Raw genomic sequence first — 24,603 nt, forward strand, 5'->3', positions numbered from 1 at the left:
CAAGGCGATCGATATGAGCAAGATGGTGGGCAATGTCACGGTCATCGATCACCCGCTGATCCAGCACAAGCTGACGATCATGCGCAACAAGGAAACCTCCATCGCCGGTTTCCGGCGGCTCCTGCGCGAAATCGCCCACCTCATGTGCTATGAAGTCACGCGCGATCTGCAACTCGAAATGATCCCGATCGAGACGCCGATGTCGGCCATGGACTCGCCGGCGATCAAGGGCAAGAAGCTGGTTTTCGCCTCGATCCTCCGCGCCGGTAATGGCCTCCTTGATGGCATGCTCGATCTTGTTCCGGCGGCGCGCGTCGCCCATATCGGCATCTATCGCGATCACGAAACGCTCGAACCGGTCGAATACTATTTTAAGGCGCCCTCCAATCTCGAAGACCGCCTCATCATCGTGGTCGACCCCATGCTGGCGACCGGCAATTCGGCAACCGCCGCTATCGAAAAGCTCAAGGAGCGCGGCGCCAACAATATCCGTTTCCTCTGCCTCCTCGCGGCGCCCGAAGGCATCGAGAATTTTGCCAAGGCCCATCCGGATGTGCCTGTCTTTACGGCCTCGATCGATAGCCATCTCAATGAGAAGGGCTACATCATTCCCGGCCTCGGCGACGCCGGCGACCGCATGTACGGCACGAAGTAACGGTCCTCACGCGCTAGTCGCGCTCCGGACAGGGCGCGCCACGCGCGAGGTCCGCGCTTTGCTCGTCCACTCCAGATTACGAGGTCCAAGAAAATGGCAAAACTCGCCCATTCGATGATCCGCGTCATCGACGAAGATCGGTCTGTCGATTTCTACCGCCGTGCGTTCGGCCTTGAGATCGTCAATCGCATCGAATTCGCCGATTTTACGCTGGTTTATCTGGCCCAGGAGCTCGATGGCTTCGAACTCGAATTGACCATCAACCACGGCCGCACCGAGCCCTACAATCTCGGCGATGGCTATGGGCATCTTGCCGTCGTTGTCGACAATCTCCAGGCCGAATACGACCGCTTCAACACCGAGGGCTTTACCGTCGGCAAGCTCGTGGATTTCAAGAACGGCAACGTGCCCGTTGCGCGCTTCTTTTTCGCCACCGATCCTGATGGCTACAAGATCGAAGTGATCCAGAGGGGCGGCCGTTTCCAGTAGGTCCCTCGCCCGCCAAAAATGAAAAACCCCGGATCGCTCGGGGGTTTTGTTTTACTTTGCCTTGAGCGGCAGACCAAGGGCGATCAGTTCGGCCCGGAGCTGCGCTGGCTCCTTGAAGTGGATGCCGTGCATGCCAAACTTGCGGGCGGCGACGATATTGGGCTCGCTGTCATCGATGAACACGCAGCTATCGGGCGCAAAGCCATAGCGTTCGCAGAAGACGCGGTAGATACGCGGATCGGGTTTCACCAAGCCCTCAAGGCCGGAGACGATGACGCCATCGAACTTTTCGAGGAATGGCCATTCGCCAAGGCAGCTCACCCACTTTTCCCAGGAAAAATTGGTAATGGCAAAGGTGGGAATATCCTGCTCGATCAGCTCGTTGTGGATGTCCACCGTGCCATGGATGAAATCGCCGAGCGTTTCCTTCCAGCGCAGGTCAAAAGCCTGGATTTCGCGCCAGTGTTTTGGAAACCGGGTGATCAGCTTGGCGACGCCCTCGGCATAGATTTCCCCGGCATCGAATTCGAGATTCCAGTCGCTGGTGCAGATGTTCTGGTGGAACCAGAGCGCGTCCTCTTCGCTCTCAAAAAGCTTGCGGAACAGGTACATCGGGTTCCAGTCGACGAAAACGCCGCCCAGGTCGAAGACGGGGATGATGGTGTCGTTCATGCTCATGATCTGATCGGAGGAAGGGGTTTTCGCTTGTGGCATGGCCGCGTGGGACCGGCAAGCATTCAAGTCGGACGACCCGCCAAGGGTCAGTTCAAGGTGATCGTACCGCCAAAACGCGGCATGAAGAGTGCAGAGCGATTGAGGTCCAGCGCTTCCTTGAACACGATGCCGAGCAGCGGGCGGTAGCCATATTCAACCTCTGCGGCGATCACGGTCTGGCCGGTCGCAATGGCCGCCATTGCCACGGGGAGGTTGTAGGGGCTTTCCTTGGGGTGATCTGCAACGGTGGTTGAGAGGTCGCCATTCTCGTAGCGTACCGACCACAGGACGGTCGGCTCATTGGTATCGGAAACCGACACGGCCGTGATCGTCTGTATCAGGGTCGAGGCGTCATAGGGCGCCATGATGCTGGTGGCCGCGAGGAAATAGTCTTCCAACTGACCCTGGGAGATCGTTTTGTTGGACCGTGCCACAAGATCGCCAACGGCCCCGGCCACGGACTGCACCTTCCGGTCCGCCGTCAGCAGTGCCGCCGCCTCGGTGCAGCCGAGATAGACGCTGAGCATGAGTGGCACGACCAGCGCGAATTCCACTGCCGCGACACCAGTCTCCCGGCGGCAGAATGCCCGCAGCGTATTCAGGAAGCGTTCTCCGGCCCCGCGCATCAGAACGGCTCGTTCCGGAAAACGGTGGCAGCGCTCAGCAGGATTCGGCCGTCGGCAAGCCTGTTGGGCGCGTAGGGGAACTGCAAAATGGAGGGATACCGATAGTAGACCTGCACGAGCATGACCGCCGATGTGCCGCCGTTGGTCCAGACCTCATCCTCGGTCCAGTCACAATCCTGCTTGCAGGTGAGGTCGAGCGGAACTGAAAAGCCGGCCGATTGGAAATCACTGATCTGCCGCACATTGACGTGCATGTCGGCACAGTCGCCAAAAAGCCCATAGAGCCGACCGCAGACATTGTTCTTGTAGTCGGCAGCCGTCCAGTCGTCGCGCTTTGCGAGGCCAACGCGAATGGAGCGGCTGGCATCATAGACGCCGCTTTCCAGCACCTGGGCCGCAAAATACTGCACGGAGGTTTCGAGGATGGCCATCAAAATCGCGAAGAAAATCGGCGCCAGAATGGCGAATTCGATCATCGTCGCCCCGCGCGTATCGCGCGCCAGGGATTTGAGCCGCCAGCGTGACATGCCTCGTTCCTGTCCGGAAAACTACGTGCTTTCCTCACGAGTACGGAAGCTGGCGGTTCAACACTAAGGTTTCGTTAGCTTGCCGCTGCAAATGCGCCGCTGGTTAAGGAAGTCTTGCTTAATTGGCAGCCGATTGCACCAGTTGCGACGAGGCCAGTGCCTGGCTGGTAAAGTTGTTGTCGTCGCCCATCATAACGGTTGGCTGGCAGACGGGCGCGCAGGCAAGCGTCGTGCGCATTTGCCCCTGATAGACCGTCGTGACCCCGGCCTGCATCTGCACCACTTCGATCAGCGTATCGGCAATGGGCTCGCCAAGGCTGTCGAGCACGATGAGATTGGTCTGGCCGAAGCTCTTGCCCGTCAGGATCAGCGTTTGCGGATCCTGGATCGTTACGTCAGCAATGCCGGGATTGCCGACGATCACGGTCGCGGCGGGGGCGCTGACGCGCAGCACCCGGGCCATGTTCACCTTCACATCGATCGGGGCATCGGCCTGGGCCCATGCTGTGGCTGTGCCGAGAAGGACGAGACAAAGGCCTGTAAGGACTGAAAGGCGAAGCATTGGACCATCCACGCGGAAACTTGGTCAGCAGGATCGCTCGGAATGGTAAACACTTGGCAAACGCTGGGGGGTCGGGTGTGGATAAGAGTAGAAACAGGTGCACTCAAGTTGTTGATTGATCATTCAAAATAACGTCAGCCTCGGTGTGTAGAGAAGGCATTCATTCGAATGCAATCGATCTCGTTAATTCATTGAAAAGCATAGATTTTTTTGCGCAAAATCAGCTGTTTGGAAATACTTCGATTAACTCATTTGCAATCAGTGCTGGCTAGTCTGACCTCATCTTCGCTGTGTGACTGGCCGTGAGGCGTCACTCGAGGACGTGTAAAAAAGGAGCCTGGGACATGAACATTTTCGCACGTTTCGCGCAGGACGAATCCGGCGCAACCGCAATCGAATACGGCCTTATCGCCGCTCTTATCTCTGTCGTCATCATCGGTGTGGTCACGACGGTCGGAACCAACCTGACCACTGTTTTCGAGGATATCGGCACCGCACTGGAGCCGAAACCGGCGACGCCCTGAAGTCGCAGCCGGCTAAGGGCATAGAGCAGACGAATGCGAGAGGGAGGGCGGCTGCCCTCCCTTTTCGTTAAGGTATTTGCGATAGGAATTGACGTCGAAAAAACTGTCGGGGGCTGATGTGGCGCGGGTGTTACGCAGGCTGAAGGCTGATGAAAGCGGCGCTACCGCTATTGAATATGGGCTGATCGCTGGCCTCATCGCCGTAGTGATCATCGCCTCACTGTTAGTGGTCAACGATAATGTAACAGCGATGTATGACCTCATCAGTGATGCCCTCAATCCCGCCCTTAGTGGGGCGTCATGAGTACTTCTGTGTCCAGTGCAGCGCTTTTTCTGTTCCCCGCGCTTTTGGCATTCGCGGCTTCGTCTGACTTGCTGACCATGCGCATTTCCAATCGCCTGGTTCTGGTCATGACCGCCTCCTTCTTTGTCGTCGCCATCGTGATCGGCATGCCGCTTGAGCAACTGGCGATGCATGTATTCTGCGCGTTCGTGGTGCTCATTGTCGCCTTTTTTCTGTTTGCGATGCGTTGGATCGGTGGCGGCGACGCCAAGCTTGCCGCCGCGACGACACTATGGCTGGGTTTCGGATCTACGGTTCCCTATCTGCTTTATACAGCCATCTTCGGCGGCGTGCTGACCTTGCTCATTCTTAGCCTGCGCCGCGTTCCCCTTAATCCGATCGTTACGCGTTTTGCCTGGCTTGAGCGTCTGCATAACCGTAAGTCGGGCATTCCATACGGCATCGCCATGGCCGCCGCCGGCATCATGGTCTATTCGAACTCGGCCATCTTCGAGCGCCTCGCAGTTTGAGCCTTCCCCCGCGGCGAAATATCGGGGTCCCGGCGCTCGCTGCCGGGGCCCGCTTTTTTGTCGTTAGCTTGCAAATCGCAAGTATTCATAATCTGTTAACCGCAAGCCTTAGCGCTCGATTAACCAAAACTTGACCCTTTGCTTCCATAATTCACCGGTGGAATTGGGCGCCCGGCGCCCGGTGTAACCGGAGTGGGTCATGAGACCAGCACGCATAATCCTGGTAGTGGTGGCCCTTGTCGCAGGTGGTCTTGCTGCGTTTCTGGTTATGCGCACCCGTGCACCGGCGCCGTCGGCGGAAGTCGTCACGCAGGTCGTGCAAGAGCAGAAAACGCAGGTTCTCGTCGCCAGGGCACCGATCGGCATCGGCGAGCGGCTCAAGCCCGATACATTGGAATGGCAGGATTGGCCCGAAGGCGCCGTGCGTTCGGAATATGTCACCATATCGACCATGCCGGACGCGCCGGCCAAGCTGACCGGCGCTGTCGCGCGTTTCGAATTCTTCCCCGGCGAACCGATCCGCGAGCAAAAATTGGTTCGCTCGGACCAGGGTTATCTCTCGGCCGTATTGGCTCCGGGCATGCGCGGCGTGGCAGTCGGGGTTAACGCCCTGTCGAGCGCTGGTGGCTTCGTCGTGCCCAACGACCATGTCGACGTGCTCCTGACCACCTCGACCCCCACGGGCCAGCAGTCCGAAGTCGTGCTGTCCAATGTGCGCGTCCTCGCCATCGGCAAGCGCCTCGGCGAAATGGGTGCCAGCGGCGGCGATGAAAAAGCCGAGAAGGACAGCCCGGCACCTGAGATCTTCGACAAGAGCACCGTGGCGACGCTCGAATTGACCCCGGGACAGGCAGAAACGCTGATCAACGCCTCGATGCGTGGCCAGTTGAGCCTGACGCTGCGCTCGATCACCGATTTCGGCAAGGGGGCAGATGCGCAGCGTCCTGCCAGCACCAGCCAGGCCGTTCGCGTCATCCGCTTCGGCAAGGAACAGAGCGTCATGGCGGGCACTGTGGCGCAGGCCGCCCCCGCCTCCGAATTCGCGCCCGCCAGTGAATTTGTCCCGCAAGGCGGCTTTTCTGAAGGCGAAATGGAAATCCAGGTCGATGCGGTCGAACCGCAGCTGATGCCGCAATAGGCGGGAGAGCACAATGAGAACGACAATGCAGACCGCACTTCGTCCCCTCCGCTTGCTGGCTTTGGCCGGTACACTATCGTTGAGCGTGCTCGGTTTGGCCCTGCCGGCCCAGGCGCAGTCGCAGATTACCATCGCCTCGACTGCTTATGGCGCCCAGCGCAATCTCGATGTCGAGCTCAACAAGTCGATCATCGTCGACTTACCCGCCGGCGTAGCCGAAGTCGTGGTGTCTCAACCCAATGTCGCCGCGGCAATCATGCGCACCCGCACCCGTGCCATCGTGCAGGGCATTGGCGGCGGCAATACCAATATCTTCTTCATCGACGATGCCGGCCGCACCATCCAGGTTCTCGATCTGCGCGTCATCAAGGAGCCCTCCCAGGTGGGCAATGCGCTTGAGGAAGCATTGGCACGCGTCATTCCAGGCTCCAGGATTTCGGTTGAATCTGTTACCATCGGAGGCTCTACCAACCGCGTGGTGTTGACCGGTTCGGTGTTGTCCTCGGACGATAAGGCCCGCGCCGAGCAGGTGGCCATCCAGTTTGCCGGCGCGCCGGAAAACGTTGCCAATATTCTCGATGTGGCGGGCGCCCAGCAGGTCATGTTGCAGGTTACCGTTTCTGAAGTGCGCCGTGAGGTGGCAAGGCAGCTTGGCATCAATTTGTCTGGGACTCTTGCCGTCGGCTCGGCCAATCTGGGTTTCAATTCAAATACGACGACAGGCACCAATTGGGGTGCGAACAATGCCGCAACCGGCAGCTTCCCGGTCGCAAACTTGCAGATCGACGCCGCGATCAAGGCGCTGGAACAGCGCAATGCGCTGCGCCTGCTGGCGCAGCCAACGCTGACCGCCCTTTCAGGCGAAACCGCGAACTTCCTCGTCGGCGGTGAAGTGAGGTACCAGTCCGGCGCCGACGACAAGGGAAATCCCACCTATACCCTTAGGGAATATGGTGTGAAGCTGGACTTCACCCCTGTTGTGAAGTCCAATGGGCTGATCGCGATCAAGGTAGACACCTCGGTGTCTGAACCCGACACTGCCGCCCTGTTGAAGACGCGGAAGGCCTCGACCTCCGTGGAACTGCCGGCAGGCGCCACCCTTGCCATAGGCGGGCTCCTGGACGAGCGCACCAGCCGCGCCATCTCGCAATTGCCGGGGTTGGGCAATATCCCGATCCTGGGCGCCCTATTCCGATCCAATCAATACCAGACGCAAGAGACCGAATTGGTCATCCTCGTCACGCCCTATCTCGTCAACCCCGCTCCCGCCGGCAGTATCGCTGTGCCAACCGATTTTTCGACCCCGGCCAGCGACGCGGAAGCGATCTTCCTCGGCAAGCTCGAAAATCAGTATGGCGTGGCTGGAAGCGGCGGCATGCGTGGCGGGTTCAGCGGGTCGGTCGGCTTCGTGCTCGATTGAGCGTTCGATGGTGCAAGGAGTAGTACAATGAAGAGTTTCCTGACCTCGGACGAACCGGCAAAGCTCGAAGAAGCGGCAGCCGAGATCGCGCCTGGCGCGCGCCTCGTGCCGCGCGTCACCATCCAGGCTTTTTGCGAGCATTCCCAGACCGCCCAACTCGTTGAAAGCGCCGTCCACGATCGCCGCATGTCCAAAGTCGCGCTGACAACGCACAATGGCGGGATCGATGGCGCGATCGAGACCTACAAGACCAACCCGACGCCCAATCTCATCATCGTCGAGACCGCGCTGCCTCCCGAGGAAATCCCGGGGGCGCTGCAACGCCTCGCCGAGGTTTGCGATGCGACGACGCGCGTCATCGTCTTGGGCCACGTCAACGACGTACTGCTCTATCGCGAACTGATCCGCTCGGGCATTTCCGAATATATCGTGCTGCCGTCTACGGCGCAGATCATCGTCACGGCCATTACCGAGCTTTTTGCCGGTGAGGGCGCCGCGCCCATCGGGCGGACGATTGGCTTTGTCTCCGCCAAGGGTGGGGCAGGGGGCTCTACGGTCGCCCACAATGTCGCCTGGGCCATTGCCACGGTCCTGCGGCAGGATTGCCTGATCATCGATATGGATCTCGCCTTCGGCACGGCAGGTCTCAATTTCAATCAAGACCCACCCCACGGCGTGGCCGATGCGGTTCTGGCCAATCAGAAGGTCGATCAGACCATGCTCGACCGCCTGATGAGCAAGGCGGCCAATCACATCAATCTCCTCACGGCCCCGGCAACACTTGACCGGACCTGGGATTTTGAAGAGCGCGAATTCGAACAGATCGTCGAGATCTGCCAGAAATCCGTGCCGGTCATCATCCTCGATATTCCCCATGCCTGGAATGCCTGGGTGCGGCACACGCTCTCGACCATCGATGAAGTGGTGATCGTCGCCGAGCCCGATCTAGCCAATTTGCGCAATGCCAAGAACCTGGCGGACACGATCAAGGCCCTGCGCCCGACGGAAAAGGCCCCAAGCCTCGTGATCAACCGGCAGGGCATTGCCCGGCGGCCTGAAATCGGCTCGGCCGAATTCGCTTCCTCGGTGGAATGCGATCTCATCGGGCAGATCGGTTTCGACGCCGCGCTCTTTGGTACGGCGGCCAATAACGGACAGATGGTGGCCGAGGTCGCGGCCAATAACAAGGTCAACGAGGTCTATCGCAATATCGGCATGCAGGTGACCGGACGCCAGCCGGCGCATGGCGCGGGCAAGTCGGCGGGGCTGATGAAACTGCCGTCCTTCCTCAAGAAGCGGGCGTGAGCCGCCACTAGGGGAAGCGAAGGAAGACGAACGAGGCGAGCATGTTTGGTAAGCGGACGACATTCGGCGGCAATACGCCAGGCGTGGGGGAAATCCCGCGCCCGATTCCGAGCCCGGCCCGGCCCGAGCCCGCACCAGTGCAACCGGCGCAGCGCCGCGCCTCGGATGGCGACGGCATGGCGGCGCGTCAGCGCACCACCGACGAAGTGCTCGATGTGCGCAATCCCGTCGATGCGCAGCGCGACAAGGAATATTTCCAGACTAAGTCGGCGATTTTCAACGCCCTGATCGACTCCATCGACCTCAGCCAATTGGCGACGATGGAGCAGCAATCGGCGCGCGAGGAAATCCGCGACATCGTCGGGGAAATCATCGCGCTAAAATCGATCGTCATGTCGATTTCCGAGCAGGAAGACCTGCTCGAGGATATCTGCAACGACGTGCTCGGCTATGGTCCGCTTGAGCCACTCCTCGCCCGCGACGACATCGCCGATATCATGGTGAACGGCAGCCAGAAGTGCTATATCGAAGTCGGCGGCAAGGTGCGCCTGACCAATGTGCGCTTCCGCGATGACGCGCACCTGATGAACGTCTGTCAGCGCATCGTGTCCCAGGTCGGCCGCCGCGTCGATGAAGGCTCGCCCATCTGCGACGCCCGCCTCCCGGACGGTTCGCGCGTCAACGTCATCGCGCCACCCTTGGCCATCGACGGCGCCGCTCTGACAATTCGAAAGTTCAAGAAAGACAAGCTGACGCTGCAGCAGCTGGTTAAATACGGTTCCATTTCGCCCGAGGGCGCCGAGGTGCTGCGCATTCTCGGCCGGGTGCGCGCCAATGTGCTGATCTCGGGCGGTACCGGTTCGGGCAAGACGACGCTGCTCAATTGCCTCACCGCCTTTATCGAGAAGGACGAGCGCGTCATCACCTGCGAAGACTCCGCCGAACTTCAGCTCCAGCAGCCGCACGTGGTGCGTTTGGAAACCCGCCCGCCCAACCTTGAAGGCGAAGGCGAGATCACCATGCGCGATCTCATCAAGAATTGCCTCCGTATGCGCCCCGAACGCATCATCGTCGGCGAAGTCCGCGGCCCGGAGAGCTTTGATCTTCTCCAGGCCATGAACACCGGTCACGACGGCTCCATGGGCACGCTGCACGCCAATAGCCCGCGCGAAGCTCTTTCACGTCTTGAATCCATGATCACCATGGGCGGCTATTCCCTGCCGAGCCGCACCATCCGCGAAATGATCGTCTCCTCGATCGACGTCGTCGTGCAGGCCGCGCGTCTGCGCGATGGCTCGCGCCGCATCACCCACATTTCCGAAGTGCTGGGCATGGAAGGCGACGTGATCGTCACCCAGGACGTCTTCGTCTATGACATCATGGGCGAAGACAGCAACGGCATGCTGCTCGGCAAGCACCGCTCGACCGGCATCACCAAGCCCCAGTTCACCGAGCGCGCGCGCTATTTCAATGAAGAGGCCAATCTGGTCGAGGCCCTGGAGAAGGCCAATACCGAACAGCACGAGTTGATGGGGCGCTAGGCATGCTCATCACCATCCTGCTTGCAGTTCTGGCTATCATCGCGGTTGGTGCTGCCGGCTTTGCCCTGGTCCCCTCGGCCCTTGGCAATAGCCGCGCCGACAAGCGCCTCAAGGCCTATCAGGGCGACATTCGCACGTCCCGCCGCGAACTCGATGTCAATCGGACGCGCGATGCGCGCCGCAAGACCGTTCAGCAGGCCCTTAAGGCGCAGACGGACGAACTCAACGCCAAGAAGCGCATAAAACTGCCCGATCTCATCTTCCAGGCGGGCATGACCGTTTCGCTCGGCGCTTTCATCCGCAACAGCTGCCTGTTCGGCGCCGGCCTGTTCGTCGTCCTGCTAATCGTCCAGGTGCCCTATTATTTCGCCGCCATTTTCGCGGTGGCAGGCGCCTATCTGCTGCCGCGCATGTATGTCATGCGGCGGCGCAAGAAATATCAGAACCTGTTCCTCGACGAGTTGCCCAATGCGGTCGAAGCCATCGTGCGTGGCGTCAAGACAGGCCTGCCGCTCAACGATTCCATGCGCGTCGTCGCCAAGGATACCAAGGAGCCGGTGAGGTCCGAATTCGGCCGTGTTCTTGACCAGCAGTCCTTCGGCTTTTCCATGACCGAGGCCGTGCAGATCCTGCTCGATCGGGTGCCTCTGCCCGAGGTCAATTTCTTCGTCGTGGTCATTTCCGTGCAGCAACAGGCGGGCGGTAATCTCTCCGAGGCCCTCGGCAACCTCGCGCGCGTGCTGCGCAATCGCAAGAAGATGAAGCAGAAGGTCGCCGCCATGTCCTCGGAAGCCAAGGCCTCCGCCGGCATCATCGGCTCGCTGCCGGTTTTCGTCTCCATCATGGTGTCGGTAATCTCGCCCGAATATCTCTCGCCGCTGATCCAGACACCCATCGGCAATATCTGGCTCGGCGTCGCCGCGCTCATGATGTGCATGGGCGCCTTTGTCATGAACCGCATGATTCAGTTCGAAATCTAGCCGGGGAGCCCCATCACATGGTCGAGATGCTCACATCGCGCGAGTTTCTGATCGCGCTTCTGGCGGCGATTTCAGCGGCGGCGGTGGTTTTCACCTTCGGCTCCTCGATGATCGTCAAGCAGGACATGCGCGTCCGCATCAAGCGTGTCGCTGTCGAGCGCGATCGCATGCGGGCCGAGGAAATGGCGCGTCTGCGCGGCGGCCCTGTCAATGATGGACGCAGTTCGATCCGCCGCGGGACCGAGACCAAGACCTATATGAAACGGGCGGTCGACCGCTTTGACCTCAAGAAGGCTTTTCAGGACGACAACACCGTCGACAAGCTGGCTATGGCCGGCTATCGCGGCCAGGGACACCTCACCACATTCCTGTTCCAGCGCTTTGTGACGCCTTTCGTGGTCTTTGCGATTGCCGGTATCTATCTGATTTTGATCGTGCCGGGCGAACGTCCGGTCTTTCTCAATCTCGTCTATGCCGTTGGCGCCGGGGTTGTCGGGTCCTATCTGCCGATCTTGATGCTGAGGAATGCGACGCAGAAACGCCAGTCCTCCATTCGCCGGTCCTGGTCCGATTGTCTCGATCTCCTGTTGCTCTGCGTGGAAGCGGGTATGTCGATGGAACATGCTCTCAAACGCGTCGGCAAGGAGATCGGCCACCAAAGCGCCGAACTGGCCGAAGAACTGACGCTGACGACGGCGGAACTGTCCTTCCTCGAAGATCGCACGCGCGCCTATGAAAATCTCGGCCGCCGCACCGGTCTCGACAACGTTAAGGCCGTGATGACCGCTCTTATTCAGGCGGACCGCTACGGCACCTCGGTGGGTCAGGCGCTGCGCGTTATGGCTGAAGAGGGCCGCGAGGCGCGTATGATGGAGGCCGAAAAGAAGGCTGCCGCGCTGCCGCCCAAGCTCACCGTGCCGCTGATCCTGTTCTTTCTGCCAGTGCTTTTTATCGTCATCATGGCGCCCGCCATCCTCAAGGTGATGGGTAATGGCATGATGGGTGGGAGCTAAGTCCCAAGGCGCGCCGAGGCGTCAGCCCTTGTCGATCATGTCCCAGCGGTTTTGCTGGGTCAGCAAAGCCCGCACATAGGCCATATTGGCTTCGACCTGTTCGGGCGGCAGCTCCGCGGAATAGATGGCGCGGCATTCTTCAAAGCGCCCTTGCAGACCCACGACGAGCGCTAGGTTCTGGCGGGTCTGGGTCGAAGCACCGCGCATCTGCACGGCGCGCCGCAGGTGTTGCTCGGCTGCGGGGAGCTCATTGGTCATGGCAAAAGAGAGGCCAAGATTGGTCTCGATCGCCGCTTCGCCCGGCGCGATGGTTGCGGCCTGGCCATAAAGCGTGCGCGCCTCGCCATGCCGGCCCATCTGGTCGAGTGATGCGCCCTTGACCAAGAGCGCGTTCCAATCGGGCGCATCGGGCCGGATCACGCGGTCCAGCACGGCAATGGACTGATCGAAACTGCCCATCGATGCGAGGGCCTTGGCATAGGCGACCGACAGATCGACATCGTTGGGATAGGCGCTCATCGCCTGTTCGAGCGCCGCTGCTGCCTGTTGCGGCTGGCCTGCGGCCCGAAGCGCGGCTGCATAGTGAATGACGACATTGCGGTCGCGCGGATTGGCCTTGTAGCGGCCGGTCAGTTCCGCCAGCGTCTGTTGGCGCTGTTCATTGGGAAGCGCCGCATAGTCGGTCGCCCCAAGCTGCCCGCGATTGGAGGCACAGGCCGAAAGGCTCAGTGCCGCCACGCCGGCCAGAAGCACGCAGCGCAGGGATCGGCTCTTGGAAACGACACGCAACAAGGCTGAACTCCTGCCCGGGACAGACGCCCTCATCGGCTCCAGCAATAAATCATTAACCCTAACAGCCGGTTAAAGTGAGACTCTGGCCGATTGCCGAACGAGGGGCCGAGGGCTAGTTATGAGGCAAAGCCAAGCCGGAGCAGCCCTATGTCGATCCCATCCCCGATCCCCGTCATCTTCGTCGGCGAAGGGGGGCTCGATGGCGATCATCTGACGGCGCGTCAGCGGATCTGGGCGGAAGCCAACGGCTTTTTCGGTCAGCGCGGCAAGCTGCTGGCACTGCCGGGCGAAGCCGATGGGCTCGCCGGTTATCTCTTTGGCGTCGGTGCCACGGAGGGGCGCCCGCCCTTTGTCGCCGGCCTCGCTGCCGCAGCGCTTCCGGCCGCCGAATACCGCCTCGCAGGGGAGCTTGGCGATCCAACCCTTGCCGCCGTGGCCTTCCGTCTCGGCGCCTATCGTTTCGATCGCTATCGCGAAGCCAAACCCGTGCCGACGCTGGTACTGCCCGATGACGCCGATGGCGCGGAAGTCGACCGGCATGTGACGGCGGCCACGCTCGCCCGGGATCTCGTCAATACCCCATCGAGCGATCTCGGCCCTGACAATCTGCACAGGCAAGTCGAGCGCTTTGCCGCCGAACGCGGCATGCGTTTCAAGGCTATTGTCGGGGATGAGCTTCTTGAGCAAAATTTCCCGATGATCCATGCGGTCGGGCGTGCCAGTGCCGAGCCGCCGCGTCTTCTCGATCTGACCTGGGGCGATGAAAGCCACCCCAAGGTGACCCTGGTGGGCAAGGGGGTCACGTTCGATACCGGCGGTCTCGACATCAAGACCGCCGCCGGCATGCTGATGATGAAAAAGGATATGGGCGGCGCCGCCAATATTCTGGGGCTCGCCCACGCGATCGTCTCGGCAAACCTGCCCGTGCGTCTGCGCGTACTGCTGCCGGTCGTTGAAAACGCCATTGCCGGCAATGCCTTCCGGCCGGGCGATGTGCTGCATTCGCGCCGCGGCCTCACGGTCGAGATCGGCAATACCGACGCCGAGGGCCGCTTGATCCTTGCCGACGCCCTCGCCCTTGCCGACGAGGAAAGTCCTGAGCTTATCGTCGATATGGCAACGTTGACGGGTGCCGCTCGTGTGGCGCTGGGCCCCGAATTGCCGCCGCTTTACTCAACCGACGACGCGCTGGCCGCGGAAATCACCGCCGCCGGGCTCGGTTTGGAAGACCCCTTCTGGCACATGCCGCTCTGGTCTCCCTATGACAGCCAGCTGTCTTCGAAAATCGCCGATATCAACAATACCGGCGCGGGTGGTTACGCTGGCTCCGTCATCGCCGCTCTCTTTCTCCGCCGTTTCGTCAGCAAGGCCAAAGCCTGGGTACATCTCGACATTCTCGCCTGGGCTCCCGAAGCCCGTCCGGGCCGCCCGGTCGGCGCCACCGATCAGGGCATTCGCGCCTTGTTTTCGGTCATCCGTCAGCGGTTTGGTCGGTAGAATATAGTTGACAAAAACAACTAGTTGCTTGAAAATATCAAGCAACTAGGAGTTTCCCATGGCCGATCCGGCTGACATCGCTCAAGTCCGCGCCTTCAATCGTTTTTACACACGGATCATCGGTCTTCTCGACGAGGGCATGCACAAGACCATGCATTCCCTCTCCGAGGCACGGGTCATTTATGAACTGAGCAAGGACGGCGTGACCACCGGCGCTCAGATCGCCGCGACGCTCGGCATGGATCGTGGCCAGTTGAGCCGGCTGATGGCGAAACTCGTTGATCAGGGCCTCATTGCCAATCTGCCACGCAGCGCCGACGGTCGCTCCACGCCCGTGGGGCTGACGCCGGAGGGCCGGGCGGTGGCCGCGCGTCTCAACGCCATGAGCGATGCTGCGGCGGCCGAAACGCTGCTCGATCCGCTGGACCCATTCGAGCGGCGCGATCTTGTCGGCTCCATGCGCCGGATTACCGCGCTTCTGGGCGAACCGGAGGCTTCTACCCTGGTTCTGCGTGCGCCGCGTATTGGCGAAATCGGCTGGCTCATTCATCGCCAGGCGCTGCTCTATCATCTCGAACAGGGCTGGAACGGCGAGTTCGAAACGCTCATCACTCGCATCTACTCCGAATACGAAGCCGCGCCCGGCACGCCTGCAAAGCAAATCTGGGTGGCCGAGCTTGAGGGAGAGGTGGCTGGATCGGTCTTCGTCCTGCCCGCGACGGATGGCGAAGAGGGTACCGCCCAATTGCGCATGCTCTATGTCGAACCCATGTTCCGCGGTCGCGGCGTCGGCGGCCGGCTCGTTGCCGAAGCCGTCACCTTTGCGCGGATTTCGGGCTACAAGCGCATCATGCTCTGGACGCAGGATTGCCTCGTCTCCGCCCGCTCGATCTATCAAAAGGCCGGCTTCGTCCTGGCCAAGGAAGAACGGCACCAGTCCTTCGGCGCCGATCTCAACGGCCAGTATTGGGTACTGGAACTCTAGCCTCAGCCCTCTGGATTGGCGTCCACGATCTCGGCATGGTTGGGCGTCAGGTCCACGCTGGCATCGCTTTTGGGAAACAGCAGCGGCGCCATGGCAAAGCCTATGATCACCAGAGCAATCATGCCCCAGCCGGCGAATTTCTTGTGCTTCTCGATGAATTCGCCGGCCACCGGCCCGAAGAAGTAAAAGAGCCCGCAGGGAACGAAATATCGGAGCGCTCGCCCGATGATGCTGTAGATAACAAAGGTCCAGATATCGAGCCCGGCCACGCCCGAGGTGATGGTGATCACCTTATAGGGAATGGGCGAAAGCGCGCCGATCAGGATCATCAGCGGGCCATTGTCGTTAAAACTCTGGCGCAGGGATTCAAAGCCGTTGGCGGCGCCATAGAATTCGATGATGCCCCTGCCCACCGAATCGAACAGGAAGTAGCCGATCGCGTAGCCCGCAAGGCCGCCCGTTACCGAAGCCACGGTGCAGATTGCGGCAAGGCGCCAGGCCCGCATGCGGTCCGCGATGATCATCGGCGCCAGCATGATTTCCGGGAAGACCGGAATGATCATGGCTTCGAGAAAGCACAACAGGGCGAGGATCGGCTCGGCCAGGCGATGTTTGGTGGCCAGCTTCAGACGATCGTAGAAGCTGAGTTTGGCTGCCGGTGCACTATCGGTCATGCGGTCCCTGTAACTCATCGCGTGGATAATAAGGTTTAGGGGGATTTTCGCCGCTGGCCAGTGAAATTTGCGTCAATAACCGCGCTGCCGGTCCACCACATTGATCAAAGGCTTGCCCGCGCGGTGATCTCTAACGATCTGCGCAAAATAGCGCACCCCACTCTTTTCATTGGAAATGGCCGCAATATGGGGGGTGATATAGCAGTTCTCGATGCCCCAGAGAGGGCTGCTCTGTGGCAGCGGTTCGACCTCGAAGACATCGAGGCTGGCGGCGCCCAGCGTACCATCGGTCAGTGCCGAAACGATATCGGCTTCACGCTGGTGTCCGCCGCGCGCCGCGTTGATGATCACCGGCCCGCCTTCAAAATTGCCGCGCCGCAGTTTGGCGAATGTATCGCTACTGAGAATGCCTTTTGTGTCGGGCGTCAGCGGCAGGAGGTTCACCAGAATATCGGTGCCGCTGAGGAATGGCTCAAATCCATCATCGCCGGCAAAGGACTCGACGCCCTCGACGGCCTTGGGCGTACGGCTCCAGCTTCTGAGGGAAAAGCCCAGCGGCTTGAGCCGACGGGCGGCGTCTTGCCCCAACACACCCATGCCCATGATCCCGACCGTGGTTTCGCTGGCTGCGGGCGGGTAATACTGACTCCAGCGGCGCGCCTTCTGGTCCTGATGAAAGCGCGTATATTGCCGGTGGTGCATGGTGACATGAGCAACCACATAGTCGCTCATGCGCTGGCTGAGGTCCTCATCGACAAAGCGAACGATGGGAAGGTCGGGCAGATTCGGGTGCTGCAACAATGCATCGACGCCAGCGCCGAGCGAGAGAATGACTTCCAGCCCTGTCAGCCCCTCAAAGGCATCGGCTTGCGGCTTCCAGACAAAGATATAGCGTATATCGGCAGGATCGAAGTCGTCGCCGCGCAGCACGACCGGATAAGGCGCCAGAGCCTCGCGAAAGGATTGGGCCCAACTGGCCTCGTCGATATTGGTCAGGTGCAGGAGCAACAAGGTGGCAGGCCTTCCTCAAGAAAAAAGCCGCGCTCGTGGCGCGGCTTATGCAATTGGATGAAACCGTAACGGCTTCAATGGGAGGTCGCGGGCGTCGCGGCGGGAGCCTGGGTGGCAGCACCGCCGGCAGCCGGTGTCCCCTCGACATTGGTTTCCGTCTGCGTCGTCGATGGCGTGTCGGTTGCTGCCGCCGGAGCGGTTGGCGTCGCACTGTCGGACGGAGGCGCGGTCACTTCAGCGGGCGTAACTTCGCCACCGGGTGCCGATTCGGCCGGGGTCCCAGCTTCTTCTGCGGTTGCCGGAGCTTCCTCGGCAGCCGGGAAGGGTAACGGGTCGGGAGACAGGGTCTGGAGATAGGCCAGGATGTCGGCGCGCTCTTCCGGCGAACGGACACCGGCAAAGGTCATCTTGGTGCCCGGAGCATAGGCCTTGGGATTGGTCAGGAAGGTGTTGAGGTTCTCATAGGACCAGACCTGGCCGTCAGCCTTCTGCTGGAGCAGAATGTCCGAATAGGCAAAGTCAGGCATATGCGCCTTGGTGGCACCAACGATGTGGTAGAGGTTCGGGCCCTGCTTGTTGGGCTCGCCTTCGCCAAAGTTGTGGCAGGACTGGCACTTGCGCACGGCAGCGGCGCCGCGTTCGGCGCTGGCACTGGCAAGGAGCACCCCGAGCGGAACTTCGGGTGCAGCTTCCGCCGCACCACCGGCAGCAGCCACTTCCGGTTCCGGCAGGGCATAGCCCGGGCCGCGGTCTTCGATTGGGTGGTAGATGGCCTCAGCCAGGAAGCCCACGCCCATGACAAACATCAGTGTGCCAAGGACGGCGCCCATAATCTTGTTTAGCTCAAACGAATCCATTTGGTCTCTCTGCCGGTCCATCCCCGGGTGGACATTGAACGAACCGGGCCCAACTACCGGCTTTCAAAAAAGAAAGCCTGCCTCAACAAGTCCGGTTCGACGCGCGCGGAAGATAGTATTACGCCTCGTGAGGCGCAACAGGGCAATCCCCAGATGCGACAATTCCCCCAATGTCATGCCTATTTAGCCTTGGCAACCTCCGATTGACACCCCAGGGCGCCGGGACTAAAGCCCGCAGGGCTAGATGAACGGACATCCCATGAGCAAGAAAATAGCCTTTCAAGGTGAACCCGGGGCTTTCAGCCACGCCGCGGCCGCCAATGTATTTCCCGGCCAAGAGTTCGTGGGCTGCGTGACCTTTGAGGAAACGCTCAATGCCGTGCAGTCGGGCAAGGCCGATTTTGCCGTGGTTCCGGTCGAAAATTCGCTCTATGGGCGGATTACCGATATTCACCACCTGCTGCCCGAAAGCGGCCTCTTCATCATTGGCGAGACCTACCTTCGCGTCGAAATGAACCTGCTCGGCGTACCGGGCGCGACGCTCGAGGATATCAAGGCGGTCCAGTCGCTGTCCGTCGCCCTCGGCCAGTGCCGCCGCTTCATCTCCCAAAACGGCTTCCGCACCATCAATGCCGTGGATACCGCCGGTTCGGCCCGCGAAATCGCTCAAAAGGCCGACAAATCCGTCGCCGCAATCGCCTCGCGCTTTGCCGGCGAGATCTATGGCCTCAACGTCCTGGCCAGCAATATCGAAGACGCCGATCACAATACGACCCGCTTCCTCGTGCTCTCGCCCAAGGAAAAGCTCGCCCCGCAACAGGGCAAGGTGAAGACCACCTTCATCTTCCGCGTGCGCAACGTGCCGGCCGCGCTTTACAAGGCCATGGGCGGCTTTGCCACCAATGGCGTCAACATGACCAAGCTCGAAAGCTACATGGTCGGTGGCGCTTTCACGGCAACCCAGTTCTATGCCGATATCGAAGGTCATCCCGACGATGTCGGAGTTCAGCACGCCTTTGATGAACTGAAGTTTTTTACTGACCAGTTCAGCATTCTGGGCGTCTATCCGGCTTCCGAACAGGCCTGATCCCGGCGTCCGGCCCTCCAGCGGGTCCGAAGCGATTGGTAATACATATCGGCTAACGTGCCGAAACTGCATATCTGCCAGCCCCCTTCGGGGCTGTGCGGCCCAGTGCAATTGTGTTGTCATCCTTGCGGCTTAGTCTGCACGCGTCGGATACAGGGGCCTTTCGTTGGAACATTTCGATCTCATCGTCATCGGTTCGGGGCCAGCCGGCCGTCGCGCTGCCATTCAGGCCGCCAAGCTCGGCAAATCCGTTCTCGTGGTCGAAAGCCGCACGCGCCTCGGCGGGGTATCCGTGCATACCGGCACGATTCCGTCCAAAACCCTGCGTGAGACGGTGCTCAACCTTTCCGGTTGGCGCGAGCGCGGCTTTTACGGCCTTTCCTATCGCGTCAAGAAGGATATCGAGGGCAAGGATCTCGGGGCGCGCCTCCAGAAGACACTCGACTATGAAATCGAAGTGCTCGAGCACCAGTTCGCCCGCAACGGCGTTCGCACCTTCGCCGGCAAGGCGCGCTTCCGCGACGACCATCATCTGATCGTTACCGACCAGAATGGCGATGATCACCTCTTCGGCTTTGATTTTGCGGTTATTGCGGTTGGCACGGCGCCCTTCCGGCCCTCCAATATTCCGTTCGACAATCACACCATTCTCGACAGCGATAGCCTCGTTGCCGAACCGCGCGTGCCGCGCAGCCTGACGGTGATCGGGGCGGGCGTTATCGGCATTGAATATGCTACGATTTTCTCCGCGCTTGACGTGCCGGTCACCCTGATCGAACCACGCGAAAGCTATCTCGAATTTATCGACCGCGAGATCATCGAGGAATTCTCTCATGACCTGCGCAAGCGCGGCATGACCATACGTCTCGGCGCCAAGGTCGATCGCGTCGAAAAGGATGCGCAGGGCTGGGCCATCACCATCCTCACCGATGGTCGCCAGATCCGGTCCGACATGCTGCTCTACGCCGCCGGTCGCATGGGCGCCACCGATGACCTGGGCCTTGAAGCGTGCGGCGTCGTGCCCGACGAACGCGGCCGGTTGAAAGTCGATCCTGCAACCTTTCAGACCGACGTGCGAAACATCTATGCTGCTGGCGATGTTATCGGATTTCCCTCGCTCGCCTCGACTTCGATGGAGCAGGGCCGGATCGCGGCGCTCCATGCTTTCGGTGCATCGATGCCGCCGGCGCCGGAGTTTTTCCCCTATGGCATTTATGCCGTGCCGGAAATTTCGACGGTCGGCCTGACCGAGCAGCAGGTGCGGGCGCAGAATATTCCTTATGAATGCGGCGTTGCCCGTTTCCGCGAAACTTCGCGCGGCCACATTATGGGGCTGCAATCGGGCATGATGAAAATGATCGTCTCGCTCGAAACCCGCAAACTCTTGGGCGTGCACATCGTCGGCGAGGGCGCGACCGAGCTGATCCATATCGGCCAGGCCGTGCTCAACCTCGGCGCCACTCTCGACTATTTCGTCGAAAATACCTTTAATTATCCGACACTTGCCGAAGCTTACAAGATCGCCGCGCTCGACGCCTGGAACCGCATGCCGCGCACCAAGCCGATCGCCGAAGTGATGGAAGAGCCCGAAATCGAAGTAACGCGTCGCAAGGTGCATGCCGGAAAAGCGGGGGCGTAACGCTCCCGCAACAGCGAGCAGAACATTAGGTTTCGTGGGGAGAAAAGTGGTGGTGCCCGAGACCGGAATCGAACCAGTGACACGCGGATTTTCAATCCGCTGCTCTACCAACTGAGCTACTCGGGCATCTATTTCGCAGGCCTTTGGCTGCGAGCCACGGGCCTTATAGGCAATCGTTTTTGCCTGCGCAAGCGCGAAAACGCTATGTGGATAAAGAGGCTAGTTCGTTAGCAGACTGTTACCCACGAGGTTAGCCGAAGCGCCTATTCGTCGTCGTTTTGCGGGAGTGGCTCGTCATCCCGCGCGGGGATGACATAGGAGCCGGTGAGCCAGCGATTGAGATCGACATCGGCGCAACGCTTCGAGCAGAACGGCTTGAATTTTTCGACCATGGCCTTGCCGCAGATGGGGCACTTTCTTTCCGCCATCAGACGCCCGTCAGGCTCGACTGGTTGAGCCAGTTGAAATGGACGGGATAGCCCTCGCCGGCGAGAAGCTGGGTGACTTCATGGAGCGGCAGGCCGACGACGCCGGAATAGGAGCCGGAGAGTTTGACGACAAACGAGCCGGCGATGCCCTGGATGGCGTAGCCGCCCGCCTTGTCGCGCCATTCGGCGCTGGCGAGATAGGCTTCCATTTCGCGGGTCGAGAGGCGCTTGAAGCGGAGGCGCGTTTCAACGATCCGCTGCCGCTTGGCGCCGGAGGGCGTGAGGAGCGTAACGCCGGTATAGACGCGGTGCGCGCGGCCCGAGAGCAGGCGGAGGCAATCGGATGCCTCTTCCATGGTCTCGGCCTTGGGCAGGATGCGCCGGCCGACCGCCACCACCGTATCAGCAGCAAGGACCAATGCGTCGGAGCCGAAACCGGCGACGCGGGCCTTGTGCTGGGCGGTGAGGGCTTTCAGTTCAGCCAGGCGACCGGCAAGCTTGCGCGGCAATTCGCCTTTTTCGGGCGTCTCGTCGACATGGGCCGGAACCAGATGCTCGGGCTCGATGCCGATCTGGTTGAGCAATGCAAGCCGGCGCGGCGAGGCGGAAGCCAGGATTAATTCGGGCCTTGAGGCCATGATGACGTCGCGCTCCGCTGAAACAGGACGGCCCTTCGCATGGCTCAGGGCGTTTGTCGCTCAAAACGCTCCACTGGAGCGTTTTGACCACCCTTTGGGTGGTCGCGCCAAACTACTTGAAACGATAGGTGATACGACCCTTGGTGAGGTCATAGGGGGTCATTTCACACAGCACCTTGTCGCCGGCGAGAACGCGAATGCGATTCTTGCGCATGCGGCCAGCGGTGTGAGCGATGATCTCGTGTTCGTTTTCCAATTTGACCCGGAAGGTCGCGTTGGGAAGCAATTCGGTGACCACGCCCGGGAATTCGAGCACTTCTTCTTTGGCCATACTTTCTCCTGGGAAGACCCCCGCGAGCGAAACTGCTCGGCGGCGGCCGCAAATTTGGGCGGAACCTACTGCAAATCAGTGGCTTTGTGAACTACCGGAAACCAGTGGTTCCAAACGAGTGCGAACGCGGCGTCTGAGACCGTCGCGAAGTTCGCGATAGGCCGACAGAACTACCTCGCGGCTGCCTTCGACAAGCGAAGGGTCCGGCACGGTCCATTGTTCGATTTCGCCGGCCTCGAGACCCTTGCGGGCTACTGCATCGGGGGCGTCATCGGACAGGGTGATGACGAGATCGAAGCGGTTTGCAACGAGCTCATCGAGAATATGGGGCGTATGGATCGACATATCAATGCCGATTTCTTCCATGACCTCATAGACGAACTGATCGGCCTTGCCGCCATTGACGCCCACCGAGCGCGCGATGATGCGGCCGGGAAAGGCTTGGCGGGCGAGAGCCGCGGCGATGGGCGAGCGCACCGAATTCATCGAGCAGACGAACAGCACAGAGGGCAGTTCGCTCGTCGCCTCGTCGATGCGGCTCGCATAGGGCTGGACGGCGCAAATCAGGGTGAAGAGGCGCCGCGCGGTGTTGAGATCGATGATGATCTTGTTGTGGAGCCGCGTGCGCAGGAGTTCGGCTGCTTCGTTGTGCATGCCGCGCCTCGCCATGTCGACGGTTTCGATCTGGAAGGGTTGGGCGGAACGGATCGCCTCGTAATAGGCGTCGCGAATACGGAAATAGTCGCGAATCAGCCGGCGGAACGGGGTCAGCGAAATGTAGTGGGCAGCGATCGGCTGAAAGGTTTCCGGATGGCGCACGTCGAGCACGATGGAATTGCCGATGATCGAGACGTGGAGCGCATAGGGGCCTTCGGCAGCGACGCGGGCCGGACGAAAACTGTTGGATTCGAGGAGGTCATAAATGGCGATGCGCCATTCATGCACCTCGTCGGGATTGATCGAGGTGATCGTATTGGGGTCGAGCGTGACGGTGACCAGGCGATTGGTGCTGGAGGCCGCCTCGCTTGTGCCCATCGAAATGCTCAACGGTTGAGCCGAATCGAAATGGAGCGCCCGTGGCCATCGAGCGCTTCGACTTCGGCAATGGTCACCGCCGCTTCGGCGAGAGCCGAAAGCGAGGAGGGCGTGCAGCCGAGGATCGAGGTGCGCTTGACGAAATCGAGCACGCCGAGGCCCGAGGCAAAGCGCGCCGAGCGGGCGGTGGGCAAGACGTGGTTGGAGCCACCGACATAGTCGCCGATGGCTTCGGGCGTGTGGTGGCCCAGAAAGATCGCGCCGGCATGGCGGATGGCCGGGACCAGCGATTGCGGGTCGTCGATTGCGAGCTCCACATGCTCGGAGGCGATGCGATTGGCGAGGTTGGTTGCCGTTTTAAGCGTATCGACGGTGATGACGGCGCCGAAGGTGTCCCAGCCTTCCCGGGCGATGGATTCCTTGGGGAGGAGGCTCAACTGGCGATCGACTTCGGCTTCCACGGCATCGGCCAGTCTTTCATCGGTGGTGACGAGGATCGACTGTGCGCCGCCGCCATGTTCGGCCTGGGCGATGAGATCGGCGGCGACCCAGGCGGGATTGGCCGAGTGGTCGGCAATGACGAGGACTTCGGAGGGGCCGGCGATGAGGTCGATGCCGACCTGGCCGAACACCTGGCGCTTGGCTGCGGCAACAAAGGCATTGCCGGGGCCCATGATCTTGTCGACGCGGGCAATGGCACTGGTGCCATAAGCGAGGGCGGCTACAGCCTGGGCGCCGCCGACGCGGTAGATTTCGGTGACGCCGGCAATTTGGGCGGCGCAGAGAATGGCCGAGGCCAGTTGCCCATTGGGCGTGGGCACGACCATGGCGATGCGCGAGACGCCGGCGACTTTAGCCGGCACGGCATTCATCAGCACCGAAGAGGGGTATGAGGCAAGGCCCCCGGGCACATAGATGCCGACGGCGTCGATAGCGGTCCAGCGCGAGCCGAGAGTGACGCCGAGCGCGTCGGTATAGACATCGTCTTTGGGCATCTGCCGCTCGTGATGCGACTTGATGCGGTCATGCGCGGTCTGCAGCGCTTCGCGCACATCGGGGGTGACCCGGGCGGCGGCTTCAGCGATTTCCTCGGCCGAAAAGCGCAGTGTTTCGGGGGTGACGGCGGCCTTGTCGAATTTGTTTGTAAGCTCGACCACCGCCTCGTCGCCGCGGGCGCGGACATCGGCAATGATGCCGGCGACCACATCGCCCACTTCCTGGGAGGCTTCGCGTTTGCTGGCGAGCAGCTCGACAAAGCGGGATTCGAAATCATCAGCGGCGCTGTCGAGGCGTAAAGGCATTGGCGGTCCGGGTCGGAATGG

At 60.8% G+C, this 24,603-nt stretch carries 28 protein-coding genes, 1 tRNA gene and 1 pseudogene; 15 read left to right on the plus strand and 15 right to left on the minus strand.

Annotated elements, in window-relative coordinates:
* Positions 1–22 precede the first annotated feature (22 nt).
* On the plus strand, positions 23–655 hold the full coding sequence (gene upp, locus ASD83_RS19675) for a uracil phosphoribosyltransferase (RefSeq protein WP_056314281.1): 633 nt from the start codon (positions 23–25) through the stop codon (positions 653–655).
* A gap of 93 nt (positions 656–748) precedes the next feature.
* A complete protein-coding gene (locus tag ASD83_RS19680; RefSeq protein WP_056314121.1) occupies positions 749–1,144 on the plus strand; it encodes a VOC family protein in 396 nt (131 codons plus the stop codon).
* A gap of 51 nt (positions 1,145–1,195) precedes the next feature.
* On the opposite strand, the gene ASD83_RS19685 is transcribed toward ASD83_RS19680, so the two are convergent.
* The 4 genes from ASD83_RS19685 to ASD83_RS19700 all read right to left on the minus strand — a co-directional run bounded on the left by ASD83_RS19685 (position 1,196) and on the right by ASD83_RS19700 (position 3,573).
* Complete coding sequence (locus ASD83_RS19685; protein WP_162249199.1) at positions 1,196–1,816, minus strand: HAD family hydrolase; 621 nt, start codon at positions 1,814–1,816, stop codon at positions 1,196–1,198.
* A gap of 89 nt (positions 1,817–1,905) precedes the next feature.
* Positions 1,906–2,484 carry a TadE/TadG family type IV pilus assembly protein gene (locus ASD83_RS19690; protein WP_056314123.1) on the minus strand — a complete coding sequence of 193 codons (579 nt, stop codon included), beginning with the start codon at positions 2,482–2,484 and terminating at the stop codon, positions 1,906–1,908.
* A complete protein-coding gene (locus ASD83_RS19695) occupies positions 2,484–3,011 on the minus strand; it encodes a TadE/TadG family type IV pilus assembly protein (protein WP_056314124.1) in 528 nt (175 codons plus the stop codon). Before ASD83_RS19695 ends, ASD83_RS19690 begins: the two co-directional genes overlap by 1 nt.
* Before the next feature lie 118 nt (positions 3,012–3,129).
* Positions 3,130–3,573, minus strand: a complete 444-nt coding sequence (locus ASD83_RS19700; protein ID WP_056314125.1) for a pilus assembly protein N-terminal domain-containing protein — start codon at positions 3,571–3,573, stop codon at positions 3,130–3,132.
* A 344-nt stretch (positions 3,574–3,917) separates the two neighbouring features.
* On the opposite strand from ASD83_RS19700, the gene ASD83_RS19705 reads away from it, so the two are divergent.
* The 9 genes from ASD83_RS19705 to ASD83_RS19745 all read left to right on the plus strand — a co-directional run bounded on the left by ASD83_RS19705 (position 3,918) and on the right by ASD83_RS19745 (position 12,307).
* Positions 3,918–4,097 (plus strand): Flp family type IVb pilin, encoded by a 180-nt coding sequence (locus ASD83_RS19705; protein ID WP_056314126.1) that lies wholly within the window; start codon positions 3,918–3,920, stop codon positions 4,095–4,097.
* An 88-nt stretch (positions 4,098–4,185) separates the two neighbouring features.
* A complete protein-coding gene (locus tag ASD83_RS19710) occupies positions 4,186–4,401 on the plus strand; it encodes a Flp family type IVb pilin (RefSeq protein ID WP_320409150.1) in 216 nt (71 codons plus the stop codon).
* Positions 4,398–4,910, plus strand: coding sequence for a prepilin peptidase (locus tag ASD83_RS19715; protein WP_056314127.1), 513 nt, complete (start codon positions 4,398–4,400; stop codon positions 4,908–4,910). Before ASD83_RS19710 ends, ASD83_RS19715 begins: the two co-directional genes overlap by 4 nt.
* 199 nt (positions 4,911–5,109) lie before the next feature.
* Positions 5,110–6,048, plus strand: a complete 939-nt coding sequence (gene cpaB, locus ASD83_RS19720) for a Flp pilus assembly protein CpaB (RefSeq protein WP_082561372.1) — start codon at positions 5,110–5,112, stop codon at positions 6,046–6,048.
* Between the two features lie 13 nt (positions 6,049–6,061).
* Entirely contained in the window at positions 6,062–7,468 is a 1,407-nt protein-coding gene (locus tag ASD83_RS19725) for a type II and III secretion system protein family protein (protein ID WP_082561373.1), read from the plus strand.
* Between the two features lie 27 nt (positions 7,469–7,495).
* The gene (locus ASD83_RS19730) at positions 7,496–8,773 is read left to right on the plus strand and encodes an AAA family ATPase (RefSeq protein ID WP_056314130.1); all 1,278 of its coding nucleotides are present in this window, start codon (positions 7,496–7,498) and stop codon (positions 8,771–8,773) included.
* Between the two features lie 41 nt (positions 8,774–8,814).
* The gene (locus ASD83_RS19735) at positions 8,815–10,314 is read left to right on the plus strand and encodes a CpaF family protein (RefSeq protein WP_056314131.1); all 1,500 of its coding nucleotides are present in this window, start codon (positions 8,815–8,817) and stop codon (positions 10,312–10,314) included.
* A gap of 2 nt (positions 10,315–10,316) precedes the next feature.
* A complete protein-coding gene (locus tag ASD83_RS19740; protein WP_056314132.1) occupies positions 10,317–11,294 on the plus strand; it encodes a type II secretion system F family protein in 978 nt (325 codons plus the stop codon).
* 17 nt (positions 11,295–11,311) lie between these two features.
* Entirely contained in the window at positions 11,312–12,307 is a 996-nt protein-coding gene (locus ASD83_RS19745; protein ID WP_056314133.1) for a type II secretion system F family protein, read from the plus strand.
* Positions 12,308–12,328: 21 nt separating this feature from the next.
* Here ASD83_RS19745 and ASD83_RS19750 read toward each other — a convergent pair whose 3' ends face one another.
* Positions 12,329–13,099, minus strand: coding sequence for a tetratricopeptide repeat protein (locus ASD83_RS19750; RefSeq protein ID WP_162249200.1), 771 nt, complete (start codon positions 13,097–13,099; stop codon positions 12,329–12,331).
* A 147-nt stretch (positions 13,100–13,246) separates the two neighbouring features.
* Between ASD83_RS19750 and ASD83_RS19755 the strand changes: the two genes are divergently transcribed.
* Both ASD83_RS19755 and ASD83_RS19760 read left to right on the plus strand, forming a co-directional pair.
* On the plus strand, positions 13,247–14,596 hold the full coding sequence (locus tag ASD83_RS19755; protein WP_056314135.1) for a leucyl aminopeptidase family protein: 1,350 nt from the start codon (positions 13,247–13,249) through the stop codon (positions 14,594–14,596).
* 58 nt (positions 14,597–14,654) lie between these two features.
* Positions 14,655–15,581, plus strand: a complete 927-nt coding sequence (locus tag ASD83_RS19760; RefSeq protein ID WP_056314136.1) for a helix-turn-helix domain-containing GNAT family N-acetyltransferase — start codon at positions 14,655–14,657, stop codon at positions 15,579–15,581.
* Positions 15,582–15,583: 2 nt separating this feature from the next.
* Here ASD83_RS19760 and ASD83_RS19765 read toward each other — a convergent pair whose 3' ends face one another.
* The 3 genes from ASD83_RS19765 to ASD83_RS19775 all read right to left on the minus strand — a co-directional run bounded on the left by ASD83_RS19765 (position 15,584) and on the right by ASD83_RS19775 (position 18,123).
* Positions 15,584–16,255 carry a YqaA family protein gene (locus ASD83_RS19765; protein WP_082561374.1) on the minus strand — a complete coding sequence of 224 codons (672 nt, stop codon included), beginning with the start codon at positions 16,253–16,255 and terminating at the stop codon, positions 15,584–15,586.
* A gap of 72 nt (positions 16,256–16,327) precedes the next feature.
* On the minus strand, positions 16,328–17,266 hold the full coding sequence (locus tag ASD83_RS19770; protein ID WP_056314137.1) for a 2-hydroxyacid dehydrogenase: 939 nt from the start codon (positions 17,264–17,266) through the stop codon (positions 16,328–16,330).
* 74 nt (positions 17,267–17,340) lie between these two features.
* The gene (locus ASD83_RS19775; protein WP_082561375.1) at positions 17,341–18,123 is read right to left on the minus strand and encodes a c-type cytochrome; all 783 of its coding nucleotides are present in this window, start codon (positions 18,121–18,123) and stop codon (positions 17,341–17,343) included.
* Between the two features lie 259 nt (positions 18,124–18,382).
* On the opposite strand from ASD83_RS19775, the gene ASD83_RS19780 reads away from it, so the two are divergent.
* Both ASD83_RS19780 and sthA read left to right on the plus strand, forming a co-directional pair.
* Positions 18,383–19,210, plus strand: a complete 828-nt coding sequence (locus ASD83_RS19780; RefSeq protein WP_056314138.1) for a prephenate dehydratase — start codon at positions 18,383–18,385, stop codon at positions 19,208–19,210.
* A 166-nt stretch (positions 19,211–19,376) separates the two neighbouring features.
* Positions 19,377–20,849, plus strand: a complete 1,473-nt coding sequence (sthA, locus tag ASD83_RS19785; RefSeq protein ID WP_056314139.1) for a Si-specific NAD(P)(+) transhydrogenase — start codon at positions 19,377–19,379, stop codon at positions 20,847–20,849.
* 50 nt (positions 20,850–20,899) lie between these two features.
* On the opposite strand, the gene ASD83_RS19790 is transcribed toward sthA, so the two are convergent.
* From ASD83_RS19790 to hisD, 7 genes and pseudogenes are all read right to left on the minus strand, one after another.
* A tRNA-Phe gene (locus ASD83_RS19790) sits at positions 20,900–20,975 on the minus strand.
* A gap of 137 nt (positions 20,976–21,112) precedes the next feature.
* Positions 21,113–21,277, minus strand: coding sequence for a DNA gyrase inhibitor YacG (gene yacG / locus ASD83_RS19795; protein ID WP_056314140.1), 165 nt, complete (start codon positions 21,275–21,277; stop codon positions 21,113–21,115).
* Positions 21,277–21,915 carry a Maf-like protein gene (locus tag ASD83_RS19800; RefSeq protein WP_056314141.1) on the minus strand — a complete coding sequence of 213 codons (639 nt, stop codon included), beginning with the start codon at positions 21,913–21,915 and terminating at the stop codon, positions 21,277–21,279. Before ASD83_RS19800 ends, yacG begins: the two co-directional genes overlap by 1 nt.
* Positions 21,916–22,027: 112 nt before the next feature.
* Positions 22,028–22,246 carry a translation initiation factor IF-1 gene (gene infA, locus ASD83_RS19805; RefSeq protein WP_035082742.1) on the minus strand — a complete coding sequence of 73 codons (219 nt, stop codon included), beginning with the start codon at positions 22,244–22,246 and terminating at the stop codon, positions 22,028–22,030.
* 75 nt (positions 22,247–22,321) lie between these two features.
* Positions 22,322–22,750 carry a low molecular weight phosphatase family protein gene (locus tag ASD83_RS21410; protein ID WP_274532593.1) on the minus strand — a complete coding sequence of 143 codons (429 nt, stop codon included), beginning with the start codon at positions 22,748–22,750 and terminating at the stop codon, positions 22,322–22,324.
* A gap of 57 nt (positions 22,751–22,807) precedes the next feature.
* Positions 22,808–23,281 (minus strand): annotated as a pseudogene (locus ASD83_RS21415) (UPF0262 family protein); the annotation flags it as partial.
* Positions 23,282–23,289: 8 nt separating this feature from the next.
* Positions 23,290–24,582: a histidinol dehydrogenase gene (gene hisD / locus ASD83_RS19815; protein WP_056314142.1), complete on the minus strand. Its 1,293-nt coding sequence runs from the start codon at positions 24,580–24,582 to the stop codon at positions 23,290–23,292.
* Positions 24,583–24,603 lie beyond the last annotated feature (21 nt).

This window comes from Devosia sp. Root685, assembly GCF_001427875.1.
Classification (GTDB): Bacteria; Pseudomonadota; Alphaproteobacteria; order Rhizobiales; family Devosiaceae; genus Devosia.